At 64.4% G+C, this 17,512-nt stretch carries 14 protein-coding genes and 3 pseudogenes; 12 read left to right on the top strand and 5 right to left on the bottom strand.

Features of this window, described 5'->3' with window-relative positions:
* From AX737_RS17740 to AX737_RS17730, 5 genes and pseudogenes are all read left to right on the top strand, one after another.
* Window positions 1-398, top strand: a pseudogene (locus AX737_RS17740) (hypothetical protein); the annotation flags it as partial.
* Between the two features lie 400 nt (window positions 399-798).
* A complete protein-coding gene (locus AX737_RS32200; RefSeq protein WP_082773118.1) occupies window positions 799-1,401 on the top strand; it encodes a TadE/TadG family type IV pilus assembly protein in 603 nt (200 codons plus the stop codon).
* A 53-nt stretch (window positions 1,402-1,454) separates the two neighbouring features.
* Entirely contained in the window at window positions 1,455-2,024 is a 570-nt protein-coding gene (locus tag AX737_RS32195) for a TadE/TadG family type IV pilus assembly protein (protein ID WP_238231889.1), read from the top strand.
* Complete coding sequence (locus tag AX737_RS32190) at window positions 2,015-3,685, top strand: pilus assembly protein TadG-related protein (RefSeq protein WP_082773116.1); 1,671 nt, start codon at window positions 2,015-2,017, stop codon at window positions 3,683-3,685. Before AX737_RS32195 ends, AX737_RS32190 begins: the two co-directional genes overlap by 10 nt.
* A 485-nt stretch (window positions 3,686-4,170) precedes the next feature.
* Entirely contained in the window at window positions 4,171-4,800 is a 630-nt protein-coding gene (locus tag AX737_RS17730) for a tyrosine-type recombinase/integrase (RefSeq protein ID WP_066923743.1), read from the top strand.
* Window positions 4,801-5,066: 266 nt separating this feature from the next.
* Here the strand turns inward: AX737_RS17730 and AX737_RS17725 are convergent, their stop codons facing one another.
* From AX737_RS17725 to AX737_RS17715, 3 genes and pseudogenes are all read right to left on the bottom strand, one after another.
* Window positions 5,067-5,468: a nuclear transport factor 2 family protein gene (locus AX737_RS17725; protein WP_066923740.1), complete on the bottom strand. Its 402-nt coding sequence runs from the start codon at window positions 5,466-5,468 to the stop codon at window positions 5,067-5,069.
* 33 nt (window positions 5,469-5,501) lie between these two features.
* Complete coding sequence (locus AX737_RS17720; RefSeq protein ID WP_066923738.1) at window positions 5,502-6,104, bottom strand: NADPH-dependent F420 reductase; 603 nt, start codon at window positions 6,102-6,104, stop codon at window positions 5,502-5,504.
* Between the two features lie 38 nt (window positions 6,105-6,142).
* Window positions 6,143-6,895: pseudogene (locus AX737_RS17715) on the bottom strand (3-oxoacyl-ACP reductase family protein).
* Between the two features lie 108 nt (window positions 6,896-7,003).
* Here AX737_RS17715 and AX737_RS17710 point away from each other — a divergent pair.
* Entirely contained in the window at window positions 7,004-7,933 is a 930-nt protein-coding gene (locus AX737_RS17710) for a LysR family transcriptional regulator (protein WP_066923737.1), read from the top strand.
* 64 nt (window positions 7,934-7,997) lie between these two features.
* Here the strand turns inward: AX737_RS17710 and AX737_RS17705 are convergent, their stop codons facing one another.
* Window positions 7,998-8,894 carry a LysR family transcriptional regulator gene (locus AX737_RS17705; protein ID WP_238231887.1) on the bottom strand — a complete coding sequence of 299 codons (897 nt, stop codon included), beginning with the start codon at window positions 8,892-8,894 and terminating at the stop codon, window positions 7,998-8,000.
* A gap of 160 nt (window positions 8,895-9,054) precedes the next feature.
* On the opposite strand from AX737_RS17705, the gene AX737_RS17700 reads away from it, so the two are divergent.
* The 4 genes and pseudogenes from AX737_RS17700 (at window position 9,055) to AX737_RS17685 (ending at window position 12,806) form a co-directional block, all read left to right on the top strand.
* Window positions 9,055-9,666 (top strand): YceI family protein, encoded by a 612-nt coding sequence (locus AX737_RS17700; protein ID WP_066923734.1) that lies wholly within the window; start codon window positions 9,055-9,057, stop codon window positions 9,664-9,666.
* Between the two features lie 60 nt (window positions 9,667-9,726).
* Complete coding sequence (locus AX737_RS17695) at window positions 9,727-10,308, top strand: cytochrome b (protein WP_066923733.1); 582 nt, start codon at window positions 9,727-9,729, stop codon at window positions 10,306-10,308.
* Between the two features lie 36 nt (window positions 10,309-10,344).
* Window positions 10,345-10,908 (top strand): annotated as a pseudogene (locus tag AX737_RS17690) (NADPH-dependent FMN reductase).
* Between the two features lie 485 nt (window positions 10,909-11,393).
* A complete protein-coding gene (locus AX737_RS17685) occupies window positions 11,394-12,806 on the top strand; it encodes a TAXI family TRAP transporter solute-binding subunit (protein WP_066923732.1) in 1,413 nt (470 codons plus the stop codon).
* 127 nt (window positions 12,807-12,933) lie between these two features.
* On the opposite strand, the gene AX737_RS17680 is transcribed toward AX737_RS17685, so the two are convergent.
* Entirely contained in the window at window positions 12,934-13,848 is a 915-nt protein-coding gene (locus tag AX737_RS17680; protein ID WP_082773115.1) for an NADP-dependent oxidoreductase, read from the bottom strand.
* Between the two features lie 490 nt (window positions 13,849-14,338).
* On the opposite strand from AX737_RS17680, the gene pcaB reads away from it, so the two are divergent.
* Both pcaB and AX737_RS17670 read left to right on the top strand, forming a co-directional pair.
* Window positions 14,339-15,682 (top strand): 3-carboxy-cis,cis-muconate cycloisomerase, encoded by a 1,344-nt coding sequence (pcaB, locus tag AX737_RS17675; RefSeq protein ID WP_066923730.1) that lies wholly within the window; start codon window positions 14,339-14,341, stop codon window positions 15,680-15,682.
* A 557-nt stretch (window positions 15,683-16,239) separates the two neighbouring features.
* Window positions 16,240-16,584 carry a hypothetical protein gene (locus AX737_RS17670; protein WP_066923729.1) on the top strand — a complete coding sequence of 115 codons (345 nt, stop codon included), beginning with the start codon at window positions 16,240-16,242 and terminating at the stop codon, window positions 16,582-16,584.
* Window positions 16,585-17,512 lie beyond the last annotated feature (928 nt).

Here is a 17,512-nt window from a genome sequence, read left to right as displayed (position 1 = left end):
CGGGTGACGACACCCAGTACGGCGGCGACGGCAACGACATCCTGGGCGGCCAGGGTGGCAACGACCTGCTGCAGGGTGGGGCGGGCAACGACCGCCTCTGGGGCGACGAGGGCGACGACATCGTATTCGGCGGTGACGGCAACGATGCACTGGAAGGCGGCACGGGCAACGACCTGCTCCGGGGCGAGGCTGGCGCCGACACATTCGTGTTCGGCCGCGGCCAGGGTCAGGACACGGTGAGCGACTTCTCGTTCGCGAGCGGCGACAGGTTGTGGCTGCAGGGCCAGGGCTACACGGTGAGCCAGGTCGCCGGAGGCACGCTCGTCACCCTGTCCGACGGCAGCGTACTCCTGCAGGGTATCTCGGCATCGTCCTTCCAGGCTAGCTGGGTCGTGTAGGGGCTGAAGCTACGGACGACAACCAAGCATGAAAAGGCCCGCCGCGTTCGACCGGACTTGCTGCATCATCCTAGCTGCAGCAAGCCGCCTGAGGTCGTGCTCGGCGAGGATTGAGAACGCACCGGCAGCGCCAGTGTTCTGCATCGAGCCATCGCAGGTCACAGTGGAAGTCCAACTTGGCGACGTGTCAAGCAGCGGACATCCGATCTCGAGATTCTGAGAGACCATCTGGCCAGCATTTTTATGTAACGCTCCGTAGGAAAAGAAGGTCAGGCAGAGGAATACGGATCTTGTTCTGTCCACGATAACGGATCCGCGAGCGGCCTCCTAAAAAGACCGAATTTTAACCTTAGCCTTATAGAGGCATCTACAAAAATCAGCTTCATACCGTTGCAATGTGATGGCAGCCCGCTTCTCGCCACTCAGTAGGATTAAAGCTTTTGCTGATGCCGATGATGGAGCGGCAGCAGTTGAGTTCGCGCTAGTCGCTGTACCTTTCCTGGGGTTGTGCGCCGCGATCATCCAGGTCGCTTTCCTCATCTGGGCCGCTCAAAATCTCGATCGCTCTCTGCAAGTTGGCGCTCGGTCCTTATTCACCGGGCAATTCCAGCTCGCTAACGCCGGGCAAACCGACCCGGCGGCGTTGCTTACAGGGCTTCGGTCACAGATGTGCGGCTCGGCCTCCAGCAATCTCATCACTCTGTTCAACTGCTCTGCAGTCAAACTCGACGTGAGGACGGCCAGCTCCTTCGGCGCGTCCACACCCTCAGCCCCTGTCGATCCGAATACAGGTACATGGAGTACTAATTTCGGAAATACTTATGTGTGCCCCAAGCCCGGCACAATCGTGGTCGTCACGGCAGCCGTTAAATTTCCGGCTTTCCTCGGCCTGCTCGGAGTAAAATTCAGTACCTTCACAGATGGCTCATACCTTTTGATGTCAACGGCGGTTTTCCGCACCGAGCCTTATCAGACTACGGGAACCACAGCATGTGCCAGTTAGAGGCGCCCGGAACCGTAGTGGCCCGTTTTACTTTGTGTCGCTCGGGCAGCGCCATGACCGAATTTGCGTTAATACTGCCGGTGCTGCTGTTAGTCTTCGCTGGCGTCTCAGAGTACGCACATGCGATCGACAACTGGCGCAAGCTGACACTGCTCGCCCGTACTGTGTCGGACCTGACAGCTCAGGGAGACACACAGAACCCTATCGGCTCCGGTCTCATGGCAGATATCTTCGCCTCCTCGAATGCAGTGCTGCGCCCATTCGATAGTTCTGGAGTCAAGATCGTCGTGAGTGCGATGGGCGTCGATCTGACGAAGCTCAACCTCATCCCGAAGGTTTGTTCCAGCACCGCAAGCGCAAACGCCACGGCCCGAGGTCTCGGTGCCGCAAGCGACCTGACTGTGCCAGCCGGATTTCAGACAACAGGCGTACGGTATATCCTGACTGAAGCCAACATGGACTATAGGCCACTCCTCGGCAGTGCATTGGTCAAGCTGCTTGGCAACGCGAACGGAACTTTCAGTTTCAAGGTTAGCATGCCCTGGCCGGCTCGGGGCGGCAAGAAATACGGAGCGAACACCTACACCGAGGTGGTCCTTCCGGGAGGCGAAGAATGCAAGTAGCCGCAGTGTGCAAGGCTGTCGCACGCCTGCGTGGAGCCCGGGACGGCAACGTCGCGATCCTATTTGCCTTTCTCAGCCTGCCGATTCTGGGCCTCACAGGCGCTGCTATCGACTACGGGTTGGCTACTCGTCTTGAAGTGAAACTGCAGGCTGCCACAGACGCGACGGCACTCGCCCTATGTCAGACGCCGCTCTCCACGACCAAGCCTGCGCTGCAGATCCAGGCCAGCATGACGATGGCTGGTTTCATGGGCGCGGCGGTTACAATTGACCCACTCAACATCACCGACAATCCGCGACAGATCACGCTGACTTCGCGGATGCCTTCGCCCATCTTCTTCGGCAAGATCACCGGTACGACGGCGATCAGGCCGCGCGCCACCGCGCGCTGCGCCACTCCCCTGCCTAAAACATTCGAAATTGCTCTCGTGCTCGACAACACCGGCTCGATGAACGTCTCCGGCGGCGGCCAAACGAAAATGCAAGCCCTGAAGACGGCAGCGACCAACTTCGTGGATTACGTCTACAGTAATGACTCTTTCTCGTCTGGGACTCGCCTCTCCATCGTGCCCTTTGCCTCGGCTGTAGCGATTCCAGCAATCTATCGCTCCTCGTCCTGGATCGACCTTGCCGGAAAGTCTTCGTATCATTGGACCAACGTGCTATCGCCGGGCGCCTCCGGCTTCACGAATCGCCTTCAAATTTTCTCGAAACTCCAGAGTGCATACGCTGACTGGGCTTGGGCAGGCTGTCTCGAGACCTTGCCTTATCCGCTCAACGTCCAAGATGTTATGCCCTCTTCCAACGATTCCCTTTTTGTGCCGATGCTAGCGCCCGACGAGCCCGGAGATGGCAGTGTAACGTACGCATGTGTAGGTTCAAACTGCAGCTTCAATAGCTACATCAGAGACATGAATGGGACGTCTGGATGCGACTCTACGAGCAATTTGAGTTTCGCGCAGCTTGAAGGAAGGTCCTGCAAGTACGTCTCTCCTGCTGGGGCGGCACCGACAAATTCCAATTCCTACACCGGGGTGCCAAACGGCCCGAATTTTGGCTGCACGACCAAGCCATTGCAAACGCTGACAAGCGATACCGCCGCCCTAAAGAATCTCATCAACGGCATGGCGCCGCTGGGGTCAACCAACATCCACGAGGGCCTGATGTGGGGTTGGCGAACGCTGTCTCCATTGAGCGTCTTCGCCAGCGGATCGAGCCCGCCGGCCTCCTACAGCTCGAGCACAGTCAACAAGATCCTCATCCTGATGACGGACGGGGAGAACAGTTGGCCAATGAACGGGAACTCGCCCTATAACCAGTCCATGTATTTTCCAGCAGGCTACATCAAGAACGCGGATGGGTCAGGTCCGAATACACGTCTGCCACCAGGCAACCAAAACATCTCGACCGCTTCAAACTCGCGCAATGCGTTAGACGCCCTGACTGCGCAGGCGTGTAGCAATGCAAAATCTGCTGGTATATCGATCTACACGATTGGCTTCAGCGTCTCGGCAGACCCTATCGATCAGCAAGGCCTTAACCTTCTCAGCAGCTGCGCGAGTACGACTAATCAGTTCTTCGTTGCAAATGATGCAAATGGTCTGATCAATGCCTTCAACCAGATTGCATCCAGCATTGGATCGCTTAGACTAACGCAGTAACGCGCGGATACGGCCGCTCTGGTGTCATGGCGACTGCCATGGCCTGGAACGGCTGGCGCCTGTTCGCCAAGGGGCGAGCGGCACGCCGCGCAGCTACCCTCGGCGCGTCATGACGCGCCGGAACTCCGGGCTCCCAGGTCCTTGTGCGTCGAGCGTCACCGTCGTCCGCGAACCGCGACACGAGACGATTCACAGCCCGACCCTCGGTGCTGCTTAGTGCCGGCGCAGTCCTAACCCTCCCCCGATCGCCTACGGACGCCTCGGGCGGCTGCGTGGCACACGACGAGTGACAGTCTTGAACGCGAAGATGACGACGGCTGCGTAGTCCAGGAGCGGACCTTCCCAGAGCCTGCTACGGGTCGGGAGCAGCGGTCCAGGCCCGCCAGCGCCAATGTCGGCTTGTGCTGCAGAGAGCCGTCTGCGACGTTGGGTTCAGCGGCAGCATCGGATTCCTCATGGCGGGCTCCTCAACCCAGGAGCCTTTCATGCCCGAAGTTGTCACTGTTCCCACCAGCACACGTGTTCCCTGGAACCGCGGCCGTATCGTCGGCCCCAAACCGCCACTGAAGCCGAAGCACATCTGGGCCCTGCGCACGCGCCTCCAGCTCGCCAACCGTACGCGAGACCTTGCCCTGTTCAACCTTGCCGTCGACAGCAAGCTGCGCGGGTGTGATCTGGTCGGCCTGCGCGTGAGCGACATCTACCTGGGCGACGCCGTGCGTCTTCGAGCGACCGTCTGCCAGCGCAAGACCGGCAGGCCGGTTCCGTTCGAGATTACCGAACCGACGCGCGAGGCTCTCGCGGCTTGGCTGACTGCGCGCAGGTTGAAAGCCGGCGACTGGCTGTTTCCAAGCCGAAGTCGACTCGGAGAGCATCTCACGACGCGGCACTACAGTCGGCTGGTCGACCGCTGGGTTGCCCTGATCGGCCTGGATCCCTCGGTGTTCGGCACGCACAGCCTGCGCCGCACGAAGGTCGCGCTGGTCTACAAGCGCACCGGCAATATACGAGCCTGCCAACTGCTACTCGGCCACACCAAGCTGGAGAGCACGGTTCGCTACCTCGGCATTGAGGTTGACGACGCTCTGATCCTCTCAGAGCAGACCGAGATCTGAACCGGACGCCGCGGTCGAGATGGCCGCGGCGTGCCAGCATGATGGTCGCCCCCCCAGAGTGCCGAATGACCCTAAGCAGGCTTTGGGAATGTCCGCTTCCTGGCAGCCCAATCTGCGAACGGGCGACCGCGATGGGTGGTTTTGCGACTGTCCGCTTCCGGGAGCGGAAGGGGGAAAAGCGGACAGTGGGCGATTGGCTGAATTCGGCTCCAAGCGGGATGATCGCCCTTTCCGCTAGCCTGCCATAAACTTCCGCGCCGGCAGTTTCAGGCTTCCGGCGGGTTAAGCAGAACCCAGAGGCGCGCGATCCTGCCGTGGACGACTTCTGCGACATCCGACCCCGTGACCGTGACCGAGCCACCTTCGTCACCCGCCTGCCATTGCAGCGAGCCAAAGCCGTGATGGCCGACGGCCGTCCCGGCCGGCGTGAAGCGGAATATCGGGCCAAACCGGTCCAGCAAGGCTCCGGCGACCGCTGAGATGGCGTCGCGTCCCTGCACGACGTTGTCCGGCTCGTACATCACAGGCTCCTCGACGAAGAGTTCGGCGAGTGCTGCGGCGCGCCGCTCCGCGTCCCGCTCGTTGAAAACACGCTCTAAGTTGGCGCGTAGGAGCCGATCGTAATCAGGCTCCGCCGCTTCTGAGATTTTCGATGTTGTGTCCGACATGGGATGTCTCCTTGGCATGGCCGGTTCGGGTGTTCAGTCGAACTTGACGAGGTCGAGCGCGGTGAGCGGCCCGCCAGGAAACTGGACGAAGCGACCACCGACCGCGAGTGAGCCCAGGTCGATGCCGAAGAAGCCGAGCCGGTCGATCAGCGCCGCCACCTCCGCCTTCGCCTGCCCGTCGTCGCCCGAGTAGAACAGCACGCGGCGGCCCCCGTCGCTGGTGGGATCGCCGGATACGAGATCCGGCCGCAGATGGTTGAAAGCCTTCACCACCCGAGCCCCGGGGACGAAGCTGACGAACACTTCGGACGATGAACGGTCGCCCAGGTCGAACGGCTTGAACAGCGGCGCCTCGATGGCGTTGTTCGCATCGATCACGATGCGGCCGGCGAAGTCCGACAGGCCATCGAGGGCGGCCCGCAGCTTCGACCAGTTCACAGCGACGAAGACGATGTCCTTCGAGGCGGCCTCCTCGCGGGTACCCGCCGTGATGCTCGGCCCGAGCGCGGCGACGGTATCCGCCAGGCTTTCCGGCCCCCGGCTATTCGCGATGGTGGCAGGGATCCCACGGCGCGCGAGCGCGGTCGCGATGGCGGCGCTGATCTGTCCGGCGCCGATGATGCCGATGCTGGGCATGGTTTGCTCCTGTATCGCTGGCCTGGCGGTGGCCGGGTTCAGGCGGTGAGCTGGCCGTCGGCGACGATGTCCGCGCCCGTCACGAAGGCCGCTTCGGGGCTCGCCAGAAAGGCGACGACGCTGGCGACCTCGCCGGGCTGGCCGTAGCGGCCGATGGCCATGCCGGGACCCACGATGGCGGCGACCGGCCCGTCGGCCGGGTTCATGTCGGTGTCGGTCGGACCGGGATGCACCGTGTTGACGGTGATGCCCCTCGGGCCGAGGTCGCGGACCAGGCTGCGGTTGAAGCCCGCCACGGCCCCCTTGGTCAGCGTGTAGACCGAGGCCGTCGGGAAGGCGGCGTAGCGGGTCATCGACGAGCCGATGTGAATGACGCGCCCGCCGGCCTTCATGTGGCGGACGGCCTCCTGGGTCGCGACGAACACGCCGGTCACGTTGACCGCGAGCATCCGCTCGTAGTCCTCGAACCGGACCTCCTCAATAGGTGCGTTGATGGCGATGCCGGCGTTGTTGACCAGGATGTCGATGCCGCCGAGCATCTCGACGGTGCGGGCGACGGCCGCCCGGACGGCCGCCGGGTCACCGGCATCGGCCTCGACCGGGACGGCTCTGCCGCCGGCCGCCTATATGTCCGCCACGACCTGGGCGGCACGCTGCGGCGAGGCGCTGTAAGTCAGGGCAACGGTAGCCCCGTCGGCGGCCAGTCGCTTGGCGATGGCGGCGCCAATCGAACGGGAGCCGCCGGTCACGAGCGCTGTCTTGCCGGCGAGGGGTTGGGGTTGCTGGGTCACCGTCGTCACTCCATCGCGTTATTGATGGCGTGAGAATGAGCCAACCACTCGCTCTGGATTAGCCGGAAATGGCTTGGTATGCCTTCAACGGATCGTTGAAGGTGTTGCATGGAGACTTTGGCCAACCTCGAAGCCTTCGTGCGCAGCGCCGAAAGCGGCAGCTTCTCCGAGGCCGCGCGGCGGCTGTCGCTGACGCCGGCCGCGGTCAGCCGCAACGTGGCGATGTTGGAGCGGAACCTCGGGGTGCGGCTGTTTCACCGCTCGACGCGCAAGCTCACCTTGACCGAGGCCGGCGAGGGCTTCCGCCAGGCGGTCGGAGGAAACCTGGATGGCCTGCAAGCCGCGATTGCCGGCGTCTCAGCGGACGGCGGCGAGCCGGTCGGAACGCTCAAGGTCAGCCTGCCGCCGACCTTTGGGTTAAGCCACGTCCTGCCGCTTCTGCCGGGCTTTCTGGCCCGCCATCCGCGCGTCCGTCCGGAATGGCACTTCGAGAACCGCCAGGTCGACCTCGTCGCCGAGGGGTACGATGCCGCCATCGGCGGCGGCTTCGCGCTGTCCCCCGGCATCGTGGCCCGTACTCTGGCACCCGCCCACATCATCGCTGTGGCGTCGCCGGCCTACATGCGGGGCCGCGTGCCGCCCTCCGATCCGGCTGGGCTCCAAGGATTCGACGGCATCGTCATGCGGTCGCTCCAGACCGGTCGCATCAGGCACTGGACGATGCGAGACGCAACCGGCCGCGAGGAGAGCGCGCTCCTGCGGGAAAGCGTCGTCGTGAACGACCCGAGCGCCATGCGGGAGACGGCGCTGCTCGGGCTCGGCGTGGCGCTCGTAGCCGTGCCCGACGCGTACCCAGACCTCGAACGGGGGAACCTCGTACGGCTGCTGCCACGCTGGTACGCCGATGCCGGCGCGATCTCCCTCTACTTCGCCTCGCGCGCCAACCTGCCACCGAAGACGCGGGTCTTCGTCGGTTGGGTGGTCGAGGCGTTTAAGACCGAGCGTCTGGCCGAGCGATTTGCAGGAAGCCTGGGGTAAGTTTTGGTCGCCAGCAGATCAGATAAATGCCCGGAAGCGTGGAAGGAGCCCCGGCCGACCCAGGTCAGCGCGGCGCCATCTCCACGGCTAAACGGCTGGCCAGGGCGCCACGCACGTGCTCGCGGAACAGGCGAACGCGGGCCGGCAACTCCCGCCCCGCGAGGCTGATGGCGCGGAGTGTTCCGCCGCCGGAGGACCACCCCGGGAGCACGCGCACGAGATCGCCGCTCTGAACGGAACGGGCCGCCACCAAGGTCGGGAGCTGGCCGATGCCGGCGCCGACCAGCGTCAACCTCAGTACCGCTGCGAAGTCGCTGGCGAGGATGGCCGGCCGAAGCAGGACCGGCTCGATCCGCCCGTCGGCGGAGAGCAGTTTCGCGAAGGGCCCGAGTTTCTCGCGGCCGAGGATCAGATCGTAGTCAGCGAGATCGGGCAGCCCCGCCGGGGCCGGCCGGCGCTCCAGGTAGGCCGGCGAGGCGTAGAGCCCGATGGCGAGCGTGGCCATCATGGACGCTCGATAGCCGGTGTCGCCGTCCTCGCCGCCCAGGCGAAGCGCCAGGTCGACCCGGTTGGCCGCAAGGTCGAGCACGCCGTCAGTGTTCAGGAGTTCGACCGTGATCTGCGGGAACAGAGCCCGGAAGCTCGCCACGATCTCGGGCATGACCTCGATGCCGAAATCGACGGAGGTGGTCACCCGCAGGTGCCCGGCTGGGACCGCATGGGAGTCGCGCGCGCTCTCGGCGGCCTCGTCGAACAGGGCCAAGCCCTCCTTCGCCCTGGCGTAGAAGGCGAGCCCCTCGGGGGTCGGGGTGACCGCCCTGGGATGGCGCGCGAGAAGGCGGGCGTCGAGCGCCCGTTCCAGCCGGGAGAGCCGGCGGCTCACGCTGCCCTTGGTCTCCCGCAGGCTCGCGGCGGCCGCCGTCACGGTGCCGAGATCGACCACCGCGCAGAAGGCGCGCACGTCAAGAATGTCGCCGCCGAAGGTTTCCGCTCGAGCAACCATGTGGTGCCGGATAGCAGTCTCACATCGGGCCGGGAATGGGGGTAGGCAACCATCAACGCCAAAACACGGCTCGTCGGGAAGGCGAGCCCGGCGCCCTGTTTACGAACCGGAGACAACCGTGAAGTCCCTCACCGCCTCGATCCTTGGCTTGGCCCTGACCCTTTCCGCGCCTGCTATCGCCCAGACTGCTCCGACTCGCGACCCGGCCCAGATCCAGGCCGGCACCTACGCGGTCGATCCGAACCACACCCAGGTCGGCTGGCGCGTCTCCCACATGGGCTTCTCGAACTACGCCGGCGGCTTCTCGGACGTGTCGGGCACGCTGGAGCTGCAGCCGAAGAACCCGGCGGCGGCCAAGCTCTCGGTGAAGATCCCGGTTGCCTCGGTGACGACCACCAGCGCCAAGCTTACCGACGAGCTCAAGGGCGACCAGTGGCTCGACGCCGCCAAGTTCCCCGACATGACCTTCGTGTCCACCAAGGTCGTGCCGGCCGGCAAGGACCACGCGAAGGTAACTGGCGACCTGACGCTCCACGGCGTGACCAAGCCGGTGACGCTCGACGTCACCCTGGTCGGCGCCGGCACCAACCCGCTGAACAAGAAGACCACCGTCGGCTTCGAGGCCACCGGCAAGCTCAAGCGCTCCGAGTTCGGCGTGAAGACCTACGTGCCGCTGATCGGCGACGAGCTGCATCTCACGATCGCGGGCGCCTTCGAGAAGCAGGACTGACATGACCGTCCGGCGGCGCGGGGTCGCGCCGCCGTCCCCCCTCTCTACCGGAGGTCTTCGATGAGCGCGCATTCGTACACGCCGACCGCCAAGGCGCTGCATTGGCTGATGGCCGCGATCTGGATCGCCGCCTGGATCCTGGGCTTCTGCGCCGTCTACCTCCGGGAGACCCTGAACCCTCATCACGGCCTCACCATCACCCATAAGGCGTTGGCCAGCACCCTGCTGTTCCTGATCGTATTGCGGATCGCGTGGCGCCTGACCCATCCGGCCCCGGCCCTGCCCGATACGATCAGCCCGGCGATGAAACGGGTCGCCGGCCTCGGCCATCTGGCGCTCTATGCCCTGGCCCTTCTGGCCCTTCCAATGTCCGGCTGGCTGTGGAGTTCGGTGGCCGGCAAGCCGATCCTTGTCCTCGGCCTGTTCACCCTGCCGCCCCTGACCGCACCGGCAAAGGAGTGGTACGACTCGGCGAAACTCCTGCATGTCACCCTGGCCTGGGGGATGGGGGCTATGGTCCTGGGCCATGCGCTGGTGGCGCTGAAGCACCACTTCGTCGACCGGGATGGCATCCTGCGCGGCATGCTGCCGGCATCCCGCCCTGGGACGTCGGTTACATCGACCCGGGGCGCCGAGGCCTGATCCGAGCGCACTCTCGACACGGGAACGGAACCACACATGGCAGACCTGAGACCCCTCCGCTTCGTCACGCTGGTCGGGAGCCTGCGCAAGGGCTCCTACAACGCGGCCATCGCCCGGGCCCTTCCGGACCTCGCGCCGGAGGGCGTGACGGTCGAGCACCTGGGTTTGATAGGCGCCTTCCCGCACTACGACGCCGACCTGCAGGCCAATGGCTTCCCGGCCGAGGTCGTCGCCATGGGCGAGGCCATCGCGGCCGCCGACGGGGTCATCTTCGTAACGCCCGACTACAACTACTCAGTGCCCGGTGCGCTCAAGAACGCCCTCGACTGAATCTCCCGTCTGCCCTCGACGCCGTTTGCCGGCAAGCCAGTGGCCATCCAGACCGCCTCGCCCGGGATGATCGGCGGCGCCCGGTCCCAGTACCACCTCCGGCAGGTGCTGGTGTTCCTCGACGCGCACGTCCTGAACAAGCCCGAAGTGATGGTCGGCAGCGTGACCGGAAAGGTCGACGTGGAGAGCGGCACCATCACCGACGAGGTGACCCGCGGCTTCCTGGCTAAGCAACTCGAAGCCCTTGCGGCCTTCGCGCGGAGGTCCTGAGCATGGCGACGGGGTGACTTGGGCTGGAGGCAAACTCTCGCTTCCGTCACAAATTTCAGGGTCTCTAGCTGCCCAAGACGGTCGCATCGCCGCCGGGACAGGACAAAGCCACGTCCGCTTTTGGGAACCACAAGACCACGCGCTGGCGACTGGCATGGGTCGCATGGAGACCGTCGGCTCTCCCAGCAACTGCGCCCCGGAGCAGTTATTCCGCTTTCGGCCAGATCCGACGGGCGCCAATCGCCTACCGGGCGTCCCAGACGGGTGGAAAGCGGAAATTAGCTCGCCGCCCGCAAGTGGACGTTCCGCGCTGTCCCGACAACCGGACATTTGATCAGGCTCGCAGCATCTTCGAAGCAGACATGGCCGCCTATCAGGCGTGGACACGGCGCGCCTGTAGCAGGAGCTCCGCGCCCAGATGGCACTTGCGGCAACCTCGAGCATTGCCTTCCGCAGAAGATCCGGTCCTGCGAGGCGCGACGCGCATGTTTCCCGTTCCAGCCTGGCTGCTCCGCCGCGAGACGCTGCTCCTGGCGGCTACCCTCGCGGTCGGTGCGAGCGCGGTAGCGGCCTGGTACCTCTTGCAGGCCAGCGTGCTCACCATCGCGGTCGCCCCGCGGGACGGCACGGAGCCGGAGCTGATCAAGGCCTACGCCGATGCCCTGGACGCGAGCCACGAGGGCGTCCGCCTCAAAATCCTCTCCTTCAACGATGTACGCGAGAGCGCGGCTGCCCTTCAGGACGGGCGTGCCGACCTCGCGGTGGTCCGGCCCGATGTGCTTCTACCCACCAACGGGCTGACGCTCGCAATCCTGCGCGATCAGGCGATGATCATCGCCTCGCCCGCGCAGACTGGCATCAAGAGCTTCCCGAAGCTTGCCGGCAAGCGGCTCGGCATCGCGGCTCACCGGGACGCCGACTTCTCGCTCCTCAAAAACATCCTCGGCTACCACGGCTTGGCCCTCGACACCGAAGCGGCCGGAGGCCCCGTCCGGGAGGGCGCAGTCCATCTCGTCCGTGTGGATCAGGATGGCGTAGCCGCGGCGTTCCGCGATAAGCGGATCGACGCTTTCGTCAGCATCATCGCACCTTCGGCACCCAAAGCTTTGGCCCTGGTCGGTGCCGTACGCTCGGTTGCCCGCAACGGCAAGATCGAGTTCGTCGCGGTCGAGGACGATGGCGCCATCATTGAGCGCTTCCCTCGCCTTCAAGCCGTGACGATCCCGGGCGGCCTCTTCGCGGGTGCCCCCAAGCTGCCCGCCGACGACGTGAAGACGGTGGGGGCCTCCTACCGACTGATGGCCCGAGCTTCTCTCAGTCGGGTCGTGGCGGCCGATGTTACGCAGATGCTCTTCGAGAAGCGCACTGCGGCCGCCGAGAAGACGGATGCCGCCGAGTACGTCCAGGCGCCGGCCTACGACACGACCGCCGCGGCGACGAGCGCGCGTGTCCCGATCCATCCTGGTGCCATCGACTACTACGAGCGCGAGCAGCACGGGTTTGTCGACCGCTACGGCGACACCCTCTACCTGCTGGGCGCTCTGGCCGGCGGCTTGTTCTCGGCGCTCGCATGGCTGCGCCAGCGATTGTCCAACCTACGCCGTGAGCGAATTGACGAAATTATTGACCGTTTGCTGGAGGTCTCTGAGCAGGCCCGGACGCTGACGGATCCGGCAGCCATCGAGGGGCTCAACGTCGAGGTCGACCGGCTTGCCACGGAAGTTGTGCGCTACGCTCGCGAGCGCGACCCGGACGAGCGAACGATGGCGGCCGTCTCGATAGCGATCGACACGGCCAAGGCGACGATCAAAGACTGCCGCCACCTCGCAGCCCCTCCCAAAGATCAGGGTTCGCTTCGATCGCTGAGATCCCTTCGAGCGCATGGATCGGACGCGTGAGCGAGCGAGGTCGAGAAGGTTGCTGACAAGCAGACGTTGCAGAGGTCCGGAAAGGGTGGAACGCGACCTCTGCGTCAAGGTGCAATCTCCCTTCACGAGAAGCCACGGTGCTTGTGGTGAATCGGCATCAAGGCACTTTGAGCACCAACTTACCACGCAAGTGACGCGCCTCACTGATCCGGTGGGCTTCGGCAGCCTCCGACAACGCGAAGGTGCGGATCTCTGGCGGGCGAATGGCCCCGGCTTCGATCAGATCGGCGACCCGGTTCATACCTTCTGCGGATCGTCTCACCGGCGGCTTCAGAGCCAAAATGCCATCCACCTCCGATGGAGGAGGTGGGCCACCGATGAAGGCGGCCCGCCCTCCCGGCCGCAGGACTAGGAGAGTTCGCTCGCCCGTCTCACCACCCACCGTATCGAGCGCCGCATCGCAGCCTTTCGCTGCCTCGACGAAGTCCGCTTCGTTGTAGTCTATGATCTCGTCGGCACCGAGGGAGCGCACGTAGGCATGATTGGCGGCGCTCGCCGTGGTGATGACATGCGCCCCGCGATGTTTGGCGAGCTGGATAGCGACGCCCGCGACGCCGCCCGCTCCACCCTGGATCAGGATCGTCTCGCCCGATTTCAGCTGCAACGTTTCTTCGATCGCGCTGACGGCAGTCAATCCGGTGAGAGCCATCGCGGCCGCCTGCTCATGCGAGACGCCGTTAGGCTTACGGCCCACGATGCCCGCCTTCAGCGCGATCTGCTCTGCGTAACCGCCCTCCACGCCCTGCATCGTGACAGCGAAGACATCATCACCCAAGCGGTAAGTTGTAACACCGGCACCTACAGCCACGATCGTGCCTGAAATATCCCGACCGAGGATGTGTGGAGATACGAGGTTTGGGTAACTGCCGCGCCGCTGCTTCCAATCGGCGGCGTTTATGCTCGCCGCTTTGACGTTGATCAGGACTTCGTCGTCTGCCGGCTTAGGCGCTGGTCGATCTCCGTAGACGAGGGCATCCGGTCCGCCGAACCGCTCGATGTAGACTGCCTTCACGACGTACTCATAGGCTCATGTCGATGCCAAGGTGCTACGCCCCACGCGCGCCGCTGCCTAGGGGTCCAAATCTGACGCCTGATACTATCCTGCACGGCCTGCTTTGGGTGCTCAACCTCGCCGCCGGGACCCTGGGCTGCGTTCGCCGCGGGTTCCGCTGCCGCGGTGTATCCCTGATGATCGCTAAGTAAACCTTCTGGGTCGTCGGGCAGGGGGACGGTGATGCCTTTGCCGGGGTGAACCCTCGACGCCCGCGGCAGCGCGGGCATGACGGCAGCGGGGAACCGCTGGTCCGCGCGCGAGGAGGCGAGTTTCTCGAGATTGGAGCTTAAGTTTGATTTTTGATCGGCGTGACATCCTGAAGGTAGGGCTCGGCGCGGCCTCGGTTCTTCCCGTCGGCGGTGAGGCGGTGGCCGGACCGGCGGCACCATCCGCGCCTGTGACGTCCGGGCCCAACGCGATGTCTTCCGCCGTGCCAGGAATGTATCGGATGCCGACGAGCGCCATCGACAGCCTGATCTTCCGCGATCTGTTCGGGTCGGCGGAGATGCGCCGGATCTGGTCCGACGAGTACCGGACGCAGATGTACCTCGACTGGGAGGCCGCCTTGGCGCGGGCGCAGGCGAAGGTCGGCGTGATCCCGCAGACGGCAGCGAACGAGATCACGCGGGTCTGCAAGGTAGAGAACATCGACTTCGCCCGCTACGCCGAGGAGACGCTGACCATCGGCTACCCGGTGCTGGGCCTCGTGCATCAGATCGCTCATCTCTGTCAGGGCGATGCAGGCAAGTACTGCCACTGGGGCGCGACCACCCAAGACATTACAGACTCGGCCACGATCCTGCAGATCAAGGCGAGCTTCGACCTGATCGCCGAGGATCTCGACCGGGCCATCGTGGCGACCGAGACGCTCGCGCGCGACCATCGCTCGACGCCGATGGCGGGCCGCTCGAACCTGCAGCAGGCCGTGCCGATCACCTTCGGCTTCAAGATGGCTCGGCTTCTGGCCACCCTGAAGCGTCACCGCACACGGCTAGTCGAGATCCGCCCCCGGATCGAGGTGTTCGAGTTCGGCGGCGCGGCCGGCACCCTGGCGACCCTCGGCGACAAGGGTTTTGCCGTTCAGGAGGCGCTGGCCAAGGAGCTCGGCCTCGCGCAGCCGGAGATCGCGTGGCACACGGAGCGCGACCGCGTGGCCGAGGCGGGCTGTTACCTCGGGCTGCTGACCGGCACCCTCGCGAAGTTCGCCACCGACCTGAAGCTGATGATGCAGACCGAGGTGGACGAGGCGGCCGAGCCCTACGTCACCAACCGCGGCTCCTCCTCCACCATGCCGCAAAAGCGTAACCCGATCTCCTGCTGCTACATCCACGCCTGCGCCGCGACCGTGCGCCAGGGTACGGCAGCCCTCCTCGATGCGATGGTCGAGGATCACGAACGGTCTACCGGCCCGTGGGAAATCGAGTGGATCGTGCTGCCGGAGGTCTTCACCCTCACGGGCGGCGCGCTGAAACAGGCGGTCTTCGTGCTGGAGGGCCTCGAAGTCCATCCGGACGCGATGAAGAGGAACCTCGGGCTTACCAAGGGGATGATCGTCTCGGAGGCGGTCATGATGGGGCTGGCGCCGAAGCTCGGGCGGGACAAGGCGCACGACGTCCTCTACGCCATCATCCACGATCCACAGATGGGCGACCGGTCGCTCGCCGAGATGCTCCTAGCCCGCAAGGAGGTGACGGATGTCATCTCTGAGGCCGAGATTCGCCGCCTGACCGATCCCGTGAACTATCTCGGCCTCTCCGAGGCAATGACTGATCGGGTGCTGAAGGCGAGCTGAGCTCCCGGGGTGTATCCTCGACTGGCATTCCGGCGGAGTTCGAGGGCGTCGAACGGTTGGAGAAGCCGCTTCAGCTCCGGCAGATCGTTGGTGCGGTCGCTCGGCTGATGTCTTCGGCCACGTAGCCCGAAAGCGGACGCTCCCAACGTCTCAGAAGGGTCGGAGGCGGAACGTCCGCTTCCGGGCCGGCAGCAAACTTCCGCTTATGGCGCCTTGTGGACCTTCGGCATGCTTCAGAGCGACCTGAGTGAGCGAGAGGGGGATGCCTTACAGCCGCCTGTGGATGGTCAGAGGGCGCCCTTGGCAGTGATCGCAGGATCGTATCCACTGCGTGTGCACACGAAGCTGAGGCGCCTGCAACTGCAATAACTTAGCTGATGCCTTCTGTTGAGGTCATGCTGGGTGAGAATCCTGGCGCCCCAGCCAATTCTTCCCTGCGCATCAGCGGGTTAGAGGCCGAGACATCTCGGACACACAGGAACAGATGGTGATTTGAGCCGGCACGCTTCCCGGCACACCCCGGGCGAGGCAATCTGCAGCGAGCACGGGAGGCTCGCTTGGCCAACATCTACAAGCGTGGACGGGTCTGGTGGGGACGCGCGAACGTCCACGGCGTCGAGCACCGCACATCGCTGAAGACGCACCATGAAGCCGTCGCCAAGGCGAAACTGCGTGCGTGGCTTCCGGAGATCGGATCGCAGCCATACGCCCACTCGGTGCGCGGAAGCCTCGGCGGTATGCTGGCCAATCCCAAGAGGTCAGACGGCACGATCTACGCGATTGGCTATGGTGAGAAGGTCAAGATCGGTTGGACCGATGGCACGGTCGGCTACCGACGCGACGGCCTTCAGATCGGATGCCCTGAGGATCTGGAGGTGTTCGCGAGTCGACCCGGATCTTGAGCGGAGGAGCGAGCCCTTCACCGCCGCTTCGCTGATCACCGCATCCGGGATGAGTGGTTCCGTGTCGAAGGCGAAGTCGCAGCGTGGCTGGCCAGGGGCGCCCACCCTTCAGCGGTGTGACCCGCGCGCGATAGCCGGCCTCCCCCATCCCGCGCCGATGTCCGCGGACCATCATGACAGCACGAAAAGCGCCCTGGTACGAATCCGAAAGCGCTGGACCCGTGTCACGGCAAACGACACGCCGACAACCGATCGTGCAGCAAGGCGTTTGGGCAAACCCAAACCCTTATGGAAGCGCCATTAGGCTAGTCTGTGCGCTTTTGGCGCAGTTACCGGAACTGATGGGCCGACTCGGGAGCGAGCGCCACATCGGCGGTGCGATCCATAGCCTGCAAGGTGAGAAAACTCAACAAAAACAACATCTCGGAACAAAACTCTGACCGCCCGCCAAACATAAGCTGCTAGGCCCGGGGTCATTGGCACTTACACGAATGACATCGTATATGCGCGACTAGTGCCAGGCGCGCTAGATGAGCTGAATAAAAGAAATCCTTCAGATGGGCACGGTCACAGAAAGCACAAGCACTTCCAGCATCTTACTGACGAATTCGGTCACCCTAAGCTCAAAGACCACTTGGGTGACGTCGTCCTGCTGATGAAAGACTCTAACTCATGGCCTGAGTTCAGAAGGCTATTGGAGAGGGTGAAGCCCAGGATCAGCGCGCCGGGCGAGTTGCCCTTCAATCCAGGACAACCGTAGCCACGCCATGGCCGATCGGAAGTCCACGGGCGTGATCACCTGGCGCCGGACCTTCGACGACGCGCCCCACGATTTTGTCGCGGAGCGGGACGGTCTCACGCTCGGGCGCATTCATCGGCACAGGCCGGGCGGGTTAGAGCGCGAGGTCTGGTTCTGGACCGCGAGCGG

Origin of the sequence: Methylobacterium sp. CCH5-D2, from assembly GCF_001556475.1 — a bacterium.
GTDB classification, from domain to species: Bacteria; Pseudomonadota; Alphaproteobacteria; order Rhizobiales; family Beijerinckiaceae; genus Methylobacterium; species Methylobacterium hispanicum.
The sequence above is the reverse complement of the archived record's forward strand: the minus strand, read 5'-3'. Positions and strand labels throughout refer to the sequence as shown.